Source organism: Enterobacter ludwigii (assembly GCA_023023105.1).
Classification (GTDB): domain Bacteria; phylum Pseudomonadota; class Gammaproteobacteria; order Enterobacterales; family Enterobacteriaceae; genus Enterobacter; species Enterobacter adelaidei.
Genome location: CP083824.1, coordinates 4,338,665 through 4,354,210 on the forward strand (window position 1 = coordinate 4,338,665; position 15,546 = coordinate 4,354,210).

Annotated in this window: 12 protein-coding genes; 9 read left to right on the forward strand and 3 right to left on the reverse strand. The window is 54.9% G+C overall.

Annotation, left to right across the window (positions count from 1 at the left end; genetic code table 11):
• The first annotated feature begins 93 nt into the window (after positions 1–93).
• On the forward strand, positions 94–2,646 hold the full coding sequence (mrcA, locus tag LCD46_21135; GenBank protein ID UOY70498.1) for a peptidoglycan glycosyltransferase/peptidoglycan DD-transpeptidase MrcA: 2,553 nt from the start codon (positions 94–96) through the stop codon (positions 2,644–2,646).
• Positions 2,647–2,734: 88 nt separating this feature from the next.
• On the opposite strand, the gene nudE is transcribed toward mrcA, so the two are convergent.
• Positions 2,735–3,295, reverse strand: a complete 561-nt coding sequence (gene nudE / locus LCD46_21140) for an ADP compounds hydrolase NudE (protein ID UOY70499.1) — start codon at positions 3,293–3,295, stop codon at positions 2,735–2,737.
• A 325-nt stretch (positions 3,296–3,620) separates the two neighbouring features.
• Here nudE and LCD46_21145 point away from each other — a divergent pair, with 325 nt between their 5' ends.
• The 5 genes from LCD46_21145 to pckA all read left to right on the forward strand — a co-directional run bounded on the left by LCD46_21145 (position 3,621) and on the right by pckA (position 9,758).
• Positions 3,621–5,756, forward strand: a complete 2,136-nt coding sequence (locus LCD46_21145; protein UOY70500.1) for an intracellular growth attenuator family protein — start codon at positions 3,621–3,623, stop codon at positions 5,754–5,756.
• 66 nt (positions 5,757–5,822) lie between these two features.
• Positions 5,823–6,506, forward strand: a complete 684-nt coding sequence (gene yrfG / locus LCD46_21150; protein UOY70501.1) for a GMP/IMP nucleotidase — start codon at positions 5,823–5,825, stop codon at positions 6,504–6,506.
• Complete coding sequence (gene hslR, locus LCD46_21155; protein UOY70502.1) at positions 6,503–6,904, forward strand: ribosome-associated heat shock protein Hsp15; 402 nt, start codon at positions 6,503–6,505, stop codon at positions 6,902–6,904. Before yrfG ends, hslR begins: the two co-directional genes overlap by 4 nt.
• 23 nt (positions 6,905–6,927) lie before the next feature.
• Complete coding sequence (gene hslO, locus LCD46_21160; GenBank protein UOY70503.1) at positions 6,928–7,806, forward strand: Hsp33 family molecular chaperone HslO; 879 nt, start codon at positions 6,928–6,930, stop codon at positions 7,804–7,806.
• Positions 7,807–8,138: 332 nt separating this feature from the next.
• A complete protein-coding gene (pckA, locus tag LCD46_21165) occupies positions 8,139–9,758 on the forward strand; it encodes a phosphoenolpyruvate carboxykinase (ATP) (GenBank protein ID UOY70504.1) in 1,620 nt (539 codons plus the stop codon).
• A gap of 98 nt (positions 9,759–9,856) precedes the next feature.
• Here pckA and envZ read toward each other — a convergent pair whose 3' ends face one another.
• Positions 9,857–11,203, reverse strand: a complete 1,347-nt coding sequence (gene envZ, locus LCD46_21170) for a two-component system sensor histidine kinase EnvZ (protein ID UOY70505.1) — start codon at positions 11,201–11,203, stop codon at positions 9,857–9,859.
• Positions 11,200–11,919 carry a two-component system response regulator OmpR gene (gene ompR / locus LCD46_21175; protein ID UOY70506.1) on the reverse strand — a complete coding sequence of 240 codons (720 nt, stop codon included), beginning with the start codon at positions 11,917–11,919 and terminating at the stop codon, positions 11,200–11,202. The genes envZ and ompR overlap by 4 nt, the downstream gene beginning before the upstream one ends.
• A gap of 228 nt (positions 11,920–12,147) precedes the next feature.
• Here ompR and greB point away from each other — a divergent pair, with 228 nt between their 5' ends.
• The 3 genes from greB (at position 12,148) to feoA (ending at position 15,531) form a co-directional block, all read left to right on the forward strand.
• Positions 12,148–12,621 (forward strand): transcription elongation factor GreB, encoded by a 474-nt coding sequence (greB, locus tag LCD46_21180; GenBank protein ID UOY70507.1) that lies wholly within the window; start codon positions 12,148–12,150, stop codon positions 12,619–12,621.
• A gap of 86 nt (positions 12,622–12,707) precedes the next feature.
• Positions 12,708–15,038, forward strand: coding sequence for an RNA-binding transcriptional accessory protein (locus LCD46_21185; GenBank protein UOY70508.1), 2,331 nt, complete (start codon positions 12,708–12,710; stop codon positions 15,036–15,038).
• A gap of 265 nt (positions 15,039–15,303) precedes the next feature.
• Positions 15,304–15,531, forward strand: a complete 228-nt coding sequence (gene feoA, locus LCD46_21190) for a ferrous iron transporter A (GenBank protein ID UOY70509.1) — start codon at positions 15,304–15,306, stop codon at positions 15,529–15,531.
• Positions 15,532–15,546 lie beyond the last annotated feature (15 nt).

Below are 15,546 nucleotides of genomic sequence, written 5' to 3' on the forward strand. Positions count from 1 at the left end.
CCGTGACGGCTATATCAATGAATCAGGCTTGCCTTTATACTACCGCGCGATTGTTTAGAAACTGCCCAAGTGAAACCAAATGGGAAATCTCCGGTGAAGTTCGTAAAGTATTTATTCATCCTTGCAGTCTGTTGCATTCTGCTGGGAGCAGGCTCGATTTACGGTTTGTACAAATATATTGAGCCACAGCTACCTGATGTCGCCACGCTTCGCGATGTACGACTCCAGATCCCGATGCAAGTCTATAGCGCCGATGGCGAGTTGATGGCGCAGTATGGCGAGAAGCGCCGTATTCCGCTGACCTTAAACCAAATTCCACCTGTTATGGTGAAAGCCTTTATCGCCACTGAGGACAGCCGTTTTTACGAGCACCATGGTGTCGATCCGGTGGGAATTTTCCGTGCCGCAAGCATTGCGTTGTTCTCCGGTCATGCCTCTCAGGGGGCGAGTACCATTACGCAACAGCTGGCACGTAACTTCTTCCTCAGTCCGGAAAAGACGCTGATCCGTAAGATCAAAGAGGTCTTCCTTGCGATCCGTATCGAGCAGCTGTTGAGCAAAGACGAGATCCTTGAGCTGTACCTCAATAAAATCTATTTGGGCTACCGCGCCTATGGTGTAGGGGCTGCCGCACAGGTGTACTTCGGTAAACCAGTTGAGCAACTCACCTTAAGCGAAATGGCAACCATCGCGGGTCTGCCGAAAGCGCCTTCTACGTTTAACCCGCTCTACTCGCTCGATCGCGCCACCGCGCGTCGTAACGTCGTTCTGTCCCGTATGTTGAGTGAAGGCTATATCAGCCAGAGCGAGTACGACCAGGCGCGTAATGATGTCATTGATGCCAACTATCACGCCCCTGAGATCGCCTTCTCTGCCCCCTATCTGACCGAAATGGTTCGCCAGGAAATGGTGAATCGTTATGGTGATAAGGCCTACGAAGATGGTTATCGCGTTTACACTACTGTTACCCGCAAGGTTCAGCAGGCAGCACAGGAAGCGGTGCGTAATAACGTGATGGATTACGATATGCGTCACGGCTATCGCGGCCCGTCAAACGTGCTCTGGAAAGTGGGCGAAAGCGCGTGGGACAGCAAAAAAATCACCGGTACGCTGAAAGCGCTGCCAACCTATGGTCCGCTCCTTCCTGCCGTGGTCACTCAAGCCGATCCTCAGGAAGCCGTTGCGACGCTCGCGGACGGCACCTCAGTCTCCCTGCGTATGGATGGCATCCGTTGGGCGCGTCCGTACCGTTCAGATACCCTGCAAGGTGCAACGCCGCGTAAAGTGACCGATGCGGTACAAACCGGACAGCAAATCTGGGTGCGCAAGGTAGGTGAGGCCTGGTGGCTGGCGCAAGTTCCGGACGTTAACTCGGCTCTGGTCTCCATTAATCCTCAGAACGGAGCTGTAATGGCCCTGGTCGGTGGGTTCGATTTTAACCAGAGCAAATTTAACCGTGCTACCCAGGCACTGCGTCAGGTCGGTTCCAATATCAAGCCGTTCCTCTACACTGCCGCGATGGATAAGGGCCTGACCCTTGCCAGCATCCTTAACGACGTTCCCATCTCTCGCTGGGATGCCGGTGCCGGTTCCGACTGGCAGCCGAAGAACTCTCCGGCGGAATATGCCGGCCCTATTCGTCTTCGTCAGGGTCTGGGACAATCGAAAAACGTGGTAATGGTGCGTGCCATGCGCGCCATGGGCGTCGACTATGCTGCCGAGTATCTGCAACGCTTCGGTTTCCCGGCGCAGAACATCGTTCGCACCGAATCGCTGGCGTTAGGCTCAGCCTCCTTTACGCCGCTTCAGGTTGCACGCGGATACTCGGTAATGGCCAACGGTGGCTTCCTGATTGATCCGTATTTCATCAGTAAAATCGAGAACGATCAGGGCGGCGTACTGTTTGAAGCGAAGCCGAAAATTGCCTGTCCTGACTGCGATATTCCGGTCATTTACGGCAATACGCCGAAATCTGACGTGCTTGAGAACAAGGACATGGAAGACGTTGCCGTGTCTCAGGAGCAGCAGAACGGCGTAGTACCGCAGCCACAACTGGAACAGGCGAACCAGGCGCTGGTGGCGCAGACAGGTGCACAGGAGTATGCCCCGCATGTGATCAACACGCCGCTGTCGTTCCTGATCAAAAGCGCGCTGAATACTAACATCTTCGGTGAACCAGGCTGGCAAGGTACCGGCTGGCGTGCAGGACGTGATTTGCAGCGTCATGACATCGGCGGTAAGACAGGGACAACCAACAGCTCGAAAGATGCGTGGTTCTCCGGCTACGGGCCGGGTGTGGTGACCTCAGTCTGGATCGGTTTCGACGATCATCGTCGCGACTTAGGCCGTACAACGGCATCTGGTGCGATTAAAGATCAGATTTCCGGCTATGAAGGCGGTGCGAAAAGTGCGCAACCTGCCTGGGATGCCTATATGAAATCTGTTCTGGAAGGTGTTCCAGAGCAGCCGCTGACGCCACCGCCAGGCGTGGTGACAGTCAATATCGACCGCAGTACGGGCCAGCTCGCCAACGGCGGGAATAGTCGCGAAGAGTATTTCATCGAGGGCACGCAGCCAACCACACAGGCGGTGCATGAGGTGGGTACAGAGATTATTGATAACGGCGAAACGCACGAGCTGTTCTGACAACAAAGCAAAACGGCAACCTCTGGTTGCCGTTTTGGTGTTTGCTCCCTCTCCCGTGGGAGAGGGTTGGGGTGAGGGCATCAGGCCACTACAGTCGCCCCTGCCCCTTCAACCACTCCCGTACCAGGAACAGTGCACTCACATTACGCGCTTCGTTAAAGTCCGGGTCTTCCAGCAAATCCATCAGGTGTGCTAACGGCCAGCGAACCTGCGGCAGCGGCTCCGGCTCGTCTCCTTCCAGCGATTCTGGATAGAGATCTTCGGCTACCACAATATTCATTTTGCTGGAAAAATAAGAGGGTGCCATACTCAGTTTTTTCAGGAACGACAGCTCATTCGCGCCAAACCCCACCTCTTCTTTCAGCTCGCGGTTTGCCGCTTCAAAGACGGTTTCACCCGGGTCGATAAGCCCTTTCGAGAACCCAAGCTCGTAAGACTCCGTTCCCACAGCGTATTCGCGGATCAAAATCAGATGATCGTCGACAATCGGCACAATCATCACCGCTTCGCGCGACGAGGGGCGCATACGCTCATAAACGCGACGCACACCGTTGCTGAACTCCAGGTCCACGCTTTCGACATTAAACAGGCGCGATTTTGCGACAGTTTCAACATTCAGAATGGTGGGTTTTTGTAGTGGTTTGCTCATCTTGATGGGTCTTAGCAGTGAGAACGGGCTTTATTGTGCGATATGCCGCACGGTTTCGGCAATGTCAATCGTTCTTTATTTACATTTATGCAACGTAATAAAGATCAATCCTCAATTCAAAACAAATGTCAAGAGGTTGAAATGTTTCCAGGAATTTGCTGATATCGCGCCATCACAGGCTTTGCTATCATCATCGGTCACTGGGATGCGCTTCAGAATGCTCAAGTTCGACTCCATACTTGCCGATAGCCAACCACAGACTCTCATTCAATATTAAAGGTGCTACAGACTACACCTGTAAGAAGATAAGTAAGATGGGGAAAGCATGAGCACCATTTTGATTGTTCTCGCTGCTATGCTGGCCGGCGCATTGTTTGCAGGATGGGTATACAGGCGTCGCATACAACGCCGTTACCGGTTGCCTTTTTTAAATGCGTTCGCTGGCGCAACGACGCGTAAACTCACGCAGGACGAACGCGATGCAGTTGAAAACTATCTCGAAACGCTGAACCGTTCTCAGTTAACCCCTGGGCCGACGGGAGCTACTGCTGCGCCAGTCTCACTTAAGCTTAATGCGCAAAGTGATACCGTGCTGTGCCTGACACGCTCCATCACGCGCTATGGCATCACCACCGATGATCCCAACAAATGGCGCTATTACCTTGATTCTGTCGAAGTGCATCTGCCCCCATCCTGGGAGCAATACATTACTGACGAAAACAGCGTTGAACTGATCCACACCGATTCATTACCTCTGGTCATCTCGCTTAACGGTCACACGCTAAGTGAATACCTTCAGGAAGCACCGCGCTTTGCGCTGGAGCGTGCAAGTTCAACCCAGGCTTCCATCCGTGGCGAAGAGTCAGAGCAGATCGAGCTGCTGAATATCCGCCAGGAGACGCATGAAGAATATGCCCTGAGCCGCCCGGATGGCATTCGTGAAGCCATCCTGATCGTTGCCGCTTTCCTGCTCTTTTTCTGCTGTCTGCTGACGCCGGATGTGTTTGTGCCCTGGCTGGCTGGCGGAGCGGTGTTACTGTTGGCTGCCGGGCTTTGGGGGCTTTTTGCCCCACCAGCAAAAACCTCGTTGCGTGAGATACACTGCCTGCGCGGTACGCCGAAGCGCTGGGGTCTGTTTGGTGAAAACGATCAGGAGCATCTCAACAATATCTCACTCGGCATTATCGACCTTATCTACCCGCGCCACTGGCAACCATGGATTGCGCAGGATTTAGGACAGAAAACCGATATTGATATCTACCTTGACCGCCACGTTGTGCGTCAGGGCCGATTTTTATCTCTGCATGATGAAGTGAAAAATTTCCCGCTCCAGCACTGGTTACGTAGCACGGTTATTGCCGGAGGCGCCGCGCTGGTCTTTGTCATGCTGCTGTTTTTCGTGCCGCTGGATATGCCCATCAAATTCACCCTTTCGTGGATCAAAGGGGCGCAAACCATCGAAGCGACCAGCGTCAACAAACTGGATGAAGCCGGTGTGCGCGTAGGAGACACGCTGCGCCTGAAGGGAACCGGGATGTGTAATATTCATACCCCAGGGGCGTGGAATACGCGCCAGAACTCACCGTTCATGCCGTTCGATTGCTCGCAAATCATCTGGAACGACGCGCCGCCGCTGCCGTTGCCGGAATCCGAAGTGGTGAATAAAGCTACCGCCCTCACTCAGACGGTCAACCGCCAGTTACATCCGAAGCCGGATGATGATTCGCGCGTCAGCCCTGCGCTGCGCTCAGCCATTCAGAAATCAGGCATGGTTCTGCTGGATGATTTTGGCGACATCGTTCTAAAAACGAAGGATTTATGCTCCTCGCAGGACGAGTGTGTGCGTCTCAAAAACGCCCTGGTAAACCTGGGGAACAGTAAAGACTGGGACGCGCTGGTGAAACGTGCCGAAGCGGGTCGGCTGGATGGCGTCAACGTGCTGCTGCGTCCGGTTAGCGCGGAATCGCTGGACAACCTGGTGGCCACTTCGACGGCACCGTTCATGATGCGCGAAACCACACGTGCGGCTCAGGCGCTGAACAGCCCGGCACCGGGTGGCTTTGTCATTGTCAGTGATGAAGGCAGCGACCTGGTCGATCAACCTTATCCGCAGGTTGCGCTTTATGATTACCCGGCACAAGAGCAGTGGAGCCAATTTCAGCGCCTGGCGCAGATGCTGATGCAAACGCCGTTCAGTGCCGAAGGGATCGTCACGAGTATTTATACTGATGCCAACGGTACCCGTCATATCGTTCTGCACCAGATGCCGGATAGCGCAGGTTTGTGGCGCTACATTGGTACCTCGCTGCTGATGCTAGCCATGCTGTTCTCCATCTTCTGGAACGGTTTTATGGCCCTGCGTCGCTACCAGCGTTCACGCACCCGGCTGGCTGACATCCAGCAATATTACGAAAATTGCCTCAATCCTAAGCTGCTCCCCTCCTCTGAGAGCCTGATCTGATAACGTCCTTGCGCGACAAGATGTGCTACCCTGTCGCGCACGTTTCTTCTGGCTGGAGTACCCCTTATGCATCTTGATATCGCCTGGCAGGAGGTTGATACCGTTCTGCTGGATATGGACGGCACACTGCTCGATCTCGCCTTTGATAACTATTTCTGGCAAAAGCTGGTTCCGGAAACCTATGGCGAACAGCAGGGGATCTCCCCGGCAGAAGCGCAGGCATTCATTCGTTCGCAATATAGCGCGGTGCAGCATACGCTAAACTGGTACTGTCTTGACTACTGGAGCGAACGCCTCGGTCTGGATATTTGTGCCATGACTACCGCTCAGGGTCCACGCGCCGTGCTGCGTGAAGATACTGTACCTTTTCTGGATGCGCTGAAAGCCAGCGGCAAGCGCCGTATTTTGCTGACCAATGCGCATCCTCATAATCTGGCGGTAAAGCTGGAACATACGGGTCTGGCTTCACACCTTGATTTATTACTTTCTACCCACACATTTGGTTATCCGAAAGAGGATCAGCGGTTGTGGCACGCGGTGAAGGAAGAGACAGGTTTGCAGCCTGAACGTACGCTGTTTATTGACGACAGCGAGCCCATTCTGGATTCCGCAGCCACCTTTGGCATTCGCTATTGTCTGGGGGTTACGAATCCTGACTCTGGCATGGCTGAAAAAAGCTATCTGCGCCATCCGGGGTTGAACGACTACCGCCAGATGATCCCCTCACTCACCGTGAAGGAGACGCCATGAAAGAAAAACCCTCTGATGGGGTAAGACTGGATAAATGGCTGTGGGCAGCGCGTTTTTATAAAACACGCGCCCTTGCCCGCGAGATGGTTGACGGCGGAAAAGTGCATTACAACGGCCAGCGCAGCAAACCGAGCAAGCTGGTTGAGTTGAATGCCACCCTGACGCTGCGTCAGGGCAACGATGAACGAACGGTGGTGATTAAAGCCATTACCGAACAACGACGGCCCGCAACCGAAGCCGTACTGCTTTATGAAGAGACGGCTGAAAGCATTGAAAAGCGTGAGAAAACCGCACTGGCGCGCAAAATTAACGCGCTGACTATGCCACACCCGGACCGGCGGCCGGATAAAAAAGAGCGCCGCGATCTGATGAAATTTAAACACGGTGAGACTGAGTAATCTCACCCGCACGAGAGACTAAAATGGCCCAACACGACCAATTACACCGCTATCTGTTTGAACAATTCGCCGTGCGCGGCGAGCTGGTCACCGTATCCGAAACCTGGAAACAGATTCTGGAAAACCACAACTACCCGCTGCCGGTGAAGACCCTGTTGGGCGAACTACTGGTTGCCACCAGCTTGCTGACGGCAACGCTGAAATTCGCGGGTGATATCACCGTGCAATTGCAGGGTGATGGCCCGATGACGCTGGCGGTGATCAACGGTAATAACCAGCAGCAGATGCGCGGCGTGGCACGCGTTCAGGGCGATGTACCTGAAAATGCAGATCTGAAAACGCTGGTGGGTAATGGCTACCTGGTGATCACCATCTCCCCTGAGGAAGGTGAACGCTATCAGGGCGTGGTCGGTCTGGAAGGCGATACGCTGGCGGCCTGCCTGGAAGATTACTTCATGCGTTCTGAACAGCTGCCAACCCGCCTGTTCATTCGCACCGGTGAAGTGGACGGCCAGCCTGCTGCGGGCGGTATGCTGCTGCAGGTTCTGCCGGCTCAGGACGCGCAGACCAATGATTTTGAACACCTGGCGACGCTGACTGAAACCATCAAAGCGGAAGAGCTGTTCAACCTGTCGGCGACCGACGTGCTGTGGCGTCTGTATCACGAAGAAGAAGTGACCGTTTACGACCCGCAGTCAGTGGAGTTTAAGTGCACCTGTTCACGTGAACGTTGTGCCGGCGCACTGAAGACGCTGCCGGATGAAGAGATCGACAGCATCATGGCGGAAGATGGCGAAATTGATATGCACTGTGACTACTGCGGTACGCACTATGTGTTCAATTCGATGGATATTGCTGAGATCCGCAATAACGCCTCCCCGGCAGACCCACAGGTTCACTAATACTTTTCCCCTCTCCCCTTTGGGGGAGGGGTAAAATCCCCGCCCATGCTGAATCGTTTTCATAATGTAACTCTTACGTAATTTTCTTACGTGTATGCGATTACATTCACATTCCTTCCGATAATATCACCAGCCTTTAACCTTTTCGGAACATTTTCCCCAACCAAAAAGCGATTCCTGCGATAATCCGCCTGCCCTGTGACTGGAGTCGCAGCGTTTTCCGTTAGTAAGGGTTTTGTCCAGATGCGTAAATCTATGAGCCCCGTCGCGGTTAACAACCTCAGAAAAACCCTACAATTTCAGGCAGTACATATTGGCTAAGGAGCAGTGATATGCGTGTTACTGGTTTAACCCCGCAAGATCTCAAGGCTTATGGTATTCACGACGTCCAGGAAATCGTCTACAACCCCGACTACGATACGCTGTATCAGGAAGAGCTCAATCCAGCCCTGGAAGGATACGAGCGTGGTGTGTTGACGAATCTTGGTGCTATCGCCGTCGATACCGGTATCTTTACCGGTCGTTCGCCGAAAGATAAGTATATCGTCCGCGACGAAACCACCCGCGATACGCTGTGGTGGGCTGACAAGGGCAAAGGGAAGAACGATAACAAACCGCTCTCCCCGGAAACCTGGCAGCATCTGAAAGGGCTCGTCACCCATCAACTTTCCGGCAAGCGTCTGTTCATTGTCGATGCTTTCTGTGGCGCTAACGCCGACACCCGTCTCTCCGTACGTTTTATCACCGAAGTGGCCTGGCAGGCGCATTTCGTGAAAAACATGTTTATTCGTCCAACCGACGAAGAGCTGAAGAATTTCACCCCGGATTTCATCGTGATGAACGGTGCGAAATGCACTAACCCACAGTGGAAAGAGCAGGGTCTGAACTCCGAAAACTTTGTTGCCTTCAACCTGACCGAGCGTATCCAACTGATCGGCGGTACCTGGTACGGCGGCGAAATGAAGAAAGGGATGTTCTCCGTCATGAACTACCTGCTGCCGCTGCGGGGCATCGCCTCCATGCACTGCTCGGCTAACGTCGGTGAAAAAGGTGACGTGGCGGTGTTCTTCGGACTGTCCGGTACCGGGAAAACCACTCTGTCCACCGATCCGAAACGTCGTCTGATTGGCGATGACGAACACGGCTGGGATGACGATGGTGTATTCAACTTTGAAGGCGGCTGCTACGCGAAGACTATTCGACTGTCTGAAGAGGCCGAGCCGGATATCTTCCACGCTATTCGTCGCGATGCGCTGCTGGAAAACGTCACCGTGCGTGCCGATGGCTCCATCGACTTCGACGATGCGTCGAAAACGGAAAACACCCGCGTCTCTTACCCGATCTACCACATCGACAATATCGTGAAGCCGGTGTCAAAAGCGGGTCATGCCACGAAGGTCATTTTCCTGACGGCAGATGCGTTCGGCGTGCTGCCGCCGGTGTCTCGCCTGACCGCCAGCCAGACACAGTACCACTTCCTCTCTGGCTTCACCGCTAAGCTGGCGGGTACCGAGCGCGGCGTGACAGAACCCACCCCAACCTTCTCAGCCTGCTTCGGCGCGGCATTCCTGTCGCTGCACCCGACGCAGTACGCTGAAGTGCTGGTAAAACGCATGCAGGCTTCCGGCGCGCAGGCGTACCTGGTGAACACGGGCTGGAACGGTACCGGCAAGCGTATTTCCATCAAAGATACGCGCGCCATTATCGACGCCATTCTGGATGGTTCTCTGGATAACGCTGAAACCTTCACGCTGCCAATGTTTGATCTGGCGATCCCAACAGAGCTGCCGGGTGTGGATACGCATATCCTCGACCCCCGCAACACTTACGGTTCGCCGGAACAGTGGCGCGAGAAAGCGGAATCGCTGGCGAAGCTGTTTATTGAGAACTTCGAGAAGTACACCGATACCCCGGCGGGTGAAGCGCTGGTGAGCGCGGGACCGAAGCTGTAGGTAAAAGCAAAAAGGCAACGAAAGTTGCCTTTTTTAATGTTTTCTCCCTCTCCCGGCGGGAGAGGGCCGGGGTGAGGGCATCAGGCCGCACCCTTTTGTCAACTCTCTTTCACCTGCCCGCGCGTCACCGGTACCGGCAACCATGCGCGAATGCTCAACCCGCCCCGCTCGCTGGTGCCAATCTCCAGCAACCCGTTATGGTTATCGATGATACGCTGTACAATCGCCAGACCTAAACCTGTACCGCTGGTGCTGCGCGCGCTGTCGCCACGCACAAACGGCTGGAACAGATGCTTACGCTGCTCAGGCTTGATGCCCGGACCATCGTCTTCCACCTGGAACCAGGCGCGGTTAAGTTCAGACCCGCTGCTGACTTTAATCCAGCCATTACCGTAACGCGCCGCATTGACCACCATGTTGGCAACCGCACGTTTGATAGAGAGCGGATGCATGCGGACCTGGATCTCTCCCGCCTGAAGGTCGGTATCAATCTCGCGCTCGTAGCCGCTTTCCGCCGCCACCACTTCGCCCAGCACCGCGTTCAGATCCGCCATCTCCATTGGCATCTCCTGGCCGGTACGCAGGTAGTCGATGAACTGCTCAATGATGGCATTACACTCTTCGATGTCCTTGTTGATGGACTCGGCAAGATAGCCGTCCTCTTCCCCCATCATCTCCGTCGCCAGACGAATACGCGTTAGCGGTGTGCGCAGGTCATGGCTCACACCGGCCATCAGCAGCGTACGGTCATCTGCCAGTTGCTTCACACCGGCCGCCATATGGTTAAACGCACGCGTCACCGAACGGACCTCAGAGGCACCATACTCACGCAATGGAGGAGGAATAATCCCTTTACCGACCTGCAGCGCAGCGTGCTCCAGGTCGACCAGCGGTCGGTTCTGTATACGAATAAACAGCCAGGCTCCGCCTATCGCCAGCAGCATAATCGCCAGGGTGTAGCGGAATAGCGGTGAGAAGTCGCCCTGATGGATTTCGGTCAGCGGAACGCGAACCCAGATATTGGGTGACAGCCAGGTTTTCAGCCAGACAACAGGCGAGCTTTTGTTGACCTCGACGCGCACTTCCGTCGGGCCGCCGAGCTGCTGCGCCATCTGCTGGCTAAGGAATTCATAATGCTGCGCCCAGCGCAGGCCCGCGTCTTCCGCCGCTTCGTTTGAGTAGAGAGAAATACCCAGCTCACGGTAAATTTCACGACGGAAGGCAGGGGGGACAACCAGCTGCGTGCCATCCTCCAGCTGCAGTTTATCGGTCATCAGCATACGGACTTCGTAGGCCAGGACCTTATTAAACTGCTGGAGGCTCGGCAGGATCGCAAAGTTCAGCACCACCAGATAGGTCGTCACCAGGCTGACGAACAGCAGGGTGACGATCAGTAACAGGGTGCGGGCAAACGAGCTTCGCGGCGAGAAGCGCATTCGCCTCATGCTTTAGAGCCGTCCGGAACGAACACGTAGCCCAGACCCCAAACGGTCTGAATATAACGAGGATGCGCCGGATCTTCTTCCACCATGCGGCGCAGACGAGAGATCTGCACATCGATGGAGCGTTCCATTGCGGAGTATTCGCGGCCACGCGCCAGGTTCATCAGCTTGTCACGGGACAGCGGCTCACGTGGGTGGCTAACCAGTGCTTTGAGAACTGCGAACTCGCCGCTGGTGAGTGGCATAGGTTCGTCTTCACGGAACATCTCGCGCGTGCCGAGGTTCAGTTTGAACTTGCCGAAGGCAATGACGGCTTCTTCCTGAGACGGTGCGCCAGGCAGTTCGTTCGCCTGACGGCGCAGCACAGCACGAATACGCGCCAGCAGTTCACGCGGGTTAAACGGTTTTGGAATGTAGTCGTCAGCACCAATTTCGAGGCCCACGATACGGTCAACTTCCTCGCCCTTCGCCGTCACCATGATGATTGGCATCGGGTTGCTCTGGCTACGCAGACGACGGCAGATAGAGAGCCCGTCTTCGCCGGGCAGCATCAGGTCGAGCACCATCAGGTGGAAAGATTCACGGGTCAGCAGACGATCCATCTGCTCAGCGTTCGCGACGCTACGAACCTGGAAGCCCTGCTCGGTCAGATAACGTTCCAGCAGCGCACGCAGGCGCATGTCGTCATCCACGACCAGAATTTTGTAGTTCTCTTGCATTGTATTTACTCCCAAAGGTTCGGATAGTCTTTGTAACAGCGTATTCTAAAAAAGTGCACGTGTTCGACCAGCTAATTCTGGTATAAATTCTAGTCGAAATTGTTACAAAGCATATTTAACAGCAGCTTATCTGCTCATTTCATCACATAAATCATTATTAATCCTGTCTGTTACACTGTGTGGTACGTATTGTGCGCAAGACAGAAAACCGGCAGCAAAGGCTTTACCATGAAAACGCCCCTGATCACCCGCGAAGGGTACGAAAAACTCAAAAAAGAGATGGATTACCTGTGGCGCGAAGAGCGTCCTGAAGTGACGAAAAAAGTCACCTGGGCCGCGAGCCTCGGCGATCGCAGCGAAAATGCTGATTATCAGTACAACAAGAAGCGGCTGCGTGAGATCGACCGTCGGGTACGCTATCTGACGAAATGCCTTGAGAACCTTAAAATTGTCGATTACTCCCCGCAGCAGGAAGGCAAAGTGTTCTTCGGCGCATGGGTGGAGATTGAAAACGATAACGGCGATACCCTGCGTTTTCGCATCGTCGGCTACGATGAAATTTTTGGTCGTAAGGATTACATCTCCATCGACTCCCCTATGGCCCGTGCGCTGTTGAAAAAGGAAGTGGGCGATTTAGCCGTCGTTCAGACACCCGGCGGTGAAGCCAGCTGGTACGTCAATGAGATCGAGTACGTAAAATAGTCCGAGAGCGCCCTCCACGGCTGGCATTTTGCCGTGTCAGCCCGTATAACTATCCCCTGATTTTTGACCCACAAGATGATAAAGCCATGATGAAAGATTCGCTCTGCCGCATTATTGCGGGTGAACTTCAGGCCAGAGCCGAACAGGTAGAAGCTGCCGTTCGCCTGCTTGATGAAGGGAACACCGTGCCGTTTATTGCACGTTATCGTAAGGAAGTCACCGGCGGTCTGGATGACACACAGCTGCGTAACCTGGAGACCCGTCTGGGTTATCTGCGCGAACTGGAAGAACGTCGTCAGGCGATCCTCAAATCCATCGGCGAACAGGGTAAACTGACCAGCGAGCTGGAAAACGCTATTAACGGTACCCTGAGCAAAACCGAACTCGAAGACCTCTATCTGCCGTACAAACCAAAGCGCCGCACGCGCGGGCAGATTGCGATTGAAGCGGGTCTTGAGCCGCTGGCCGACCTGCTGTGGAACGAACCTTCCCACGATCCAGATACCGAAGCGGCGAAATTCATCGACGCTGACAAAGGCGTAGCGGACACCAAGGCCGCCCTCGACGGCGCGCGTTATATTCTGATGGAACGCTTTGCCGAAGACGCCGCCCTGCTCGCCAAAGTACGTGATTACCTGTGGAAGAATGCCCACATCGTCTCGACCGTCGTCGCGGGTAAAGAGGACGAAGGCGCGAAATTCCGCGACTACTTCGATCACCACGAACCGATTTCAACGACCCCGTCTCACCGTGCGCTGGCAATGTTCCGCGGCCGCAACGAAGGCGTGCTGCAGCTTTCCCTGAATGCCGACCCGCAGTTTGACGAGCCGCCGAAAGAGAGCCACTGCGAGCAGATCATCATCGATCACCTCGGCCTGCGTCTGAACAACGCCCCGGCGGACAGCTGGCGTAAAGGCGTGGTGAGCTGGACGTGGCGTATCAAAGTGCTGATGCACCTCGAAACCGAGCTGATGGGCACCGTGCGCGAGCGCGCCGAAGATGAAGCGATCAATGTGTTTGCCCGCAACCTGCACGACTTGCTGATGGCCGCCCCGGCGGGCCTTCGCGCCACCATGGGGCTCGATCCGGGTCTGCGTACGGGCGTAAAAGTGGCGGTAGTTGACGGCACCGGTAAGCTGGTGGCAACCGACACCATCTATCCACACACTGGCCAGGCAGCGAAAGCGGCTGTCGCAGTGGCGGCACTGTGCGAGAAATACAACGTGGAGCTGGTTGCTATCGGCAACGGTACGGCGTCCCGCGAAACCGAACGTTTCTACCTCGACGTGCAGAAACAATTCCCGAAAGTAACGGCGCAGAAAGTGATCGTCAGTGAAGCGGGGGCATCCGTCTATTCCGCATCTGAACTGGCGGCGCAGGAGTTCCCGGACCTGGACGTTTCTCTGCGCGGCGCGGTCTCTATCGCTCGTCGTCTGCAGGATCCGCTGGCAGAACTGGTGAAGATTGACCCGAAATCCATCGGTGTGGGCCAGTATCAGCACGACGTGAGCCAGACTCAGCTCGCCCGTAAGCTAGATGCGGTGGTGGAAGACTGCGTAAACGCCGTCGGTGTAGACCTGAATACCGCCTCAGTTCCCCTGTTGACCCGTGTTGCAGGCTTAACCCGCATGATGGCGCAGAACATCGTCGCATGGCGTGATGAGAACGGTCAGTTCCAGAACCGTCAGCAACTGCTGAAGGTGAGCCGTCTGGGACCGAAAGCCTTTGAGCAGTGTGCGGGCTTCCTGCGCATCAACCACGGTGATAACCCGCTGGATGCCTCAACCGTTCACCCGGAAGCGTACCCGGTGGTAGAACGCATTCTGGCTGCCACTCAACAGGCACTGAAAGACCTGATGGGTGATAACAGTGCGCTGCGCAACCTGAAAGCCGCGGATTTCACCGACGATAAATTTGGTGTGCCAACCGTCACTGACATCATCAAAGAGCTGGAAAAACCGGGCCGCGATCCACGTCCTGAGTTCAAAACCGCGACCTTTGCCGACGGCATCGAGACCATGAACGACCTGCTGCCAGGCATGGTGCTGGAAGGCGCGGTGACCAACGTCACCAACTTTGGCGCATTTGTGGATATCGGCGTGCATCAGGATGGCCTGGTCCATATCTCATCCCTTGCCGATAAGTTCGTTGAAGACCCGCACACCGTGGTCAAAGCGGGCGATATCGTGAAGGTCAAAGTGCTGGAAGTGGATTTACAGCGCAAACGAATTGCCCTGACCATGCGTCTGGACGAGCAGCCGGGCGAAACCAACGCGCGCCGTGGCGGCAATGGTGGTGGCCGCGAACAACAGCGCCCGGCTGCTAAAGCCGCGAAACCGCGTGGGCGTGATGCTCAGCCTGCAGGCAACAGCGCGATGATGGATGCGCTGGCGGCCGCGATGGGTAAAAAACGCTAACCTCTCACCCTCTCCCCACAGGGGAGAGGGGATCGCGCAGTACGGTTTATTCTCTCACTCCTTTATTTAAACCAATAATTAGCACGCCATTAACAAATAGGCCGCTTCTCTCGTCGCCGCATATTCAGCAAATATTGAGCAAGGTCAAACAGGCCGTAAATTATTCCCGCAAACAACATTCCGTCACAGTTTTATTATTGCTGATACAAACTATTCTCATTATCATCGCATAGTAGATTATTTAACCTTCGTGGGATCAGGCATTATGCAATTCACTCCAGACAGTGCATGGAAAATTACCGGTTTTACCCGTGAAATTAGCCCGGCCTATCGGCAAAAGCTGCTGTCACTGGGCATGCTACCCGGCTCGTCTTTCCAGGTCGTGCGCGTTGCCCCGTTAGGTGATCCCGTTCATATCGAAACCCGCCGCGTGAATTTGGTGCTGCGTAAGAAAGACCTCGCATTAATAGAAGTCGAAGCCTTATCTCAATAACAAGCCAGCGGTTTC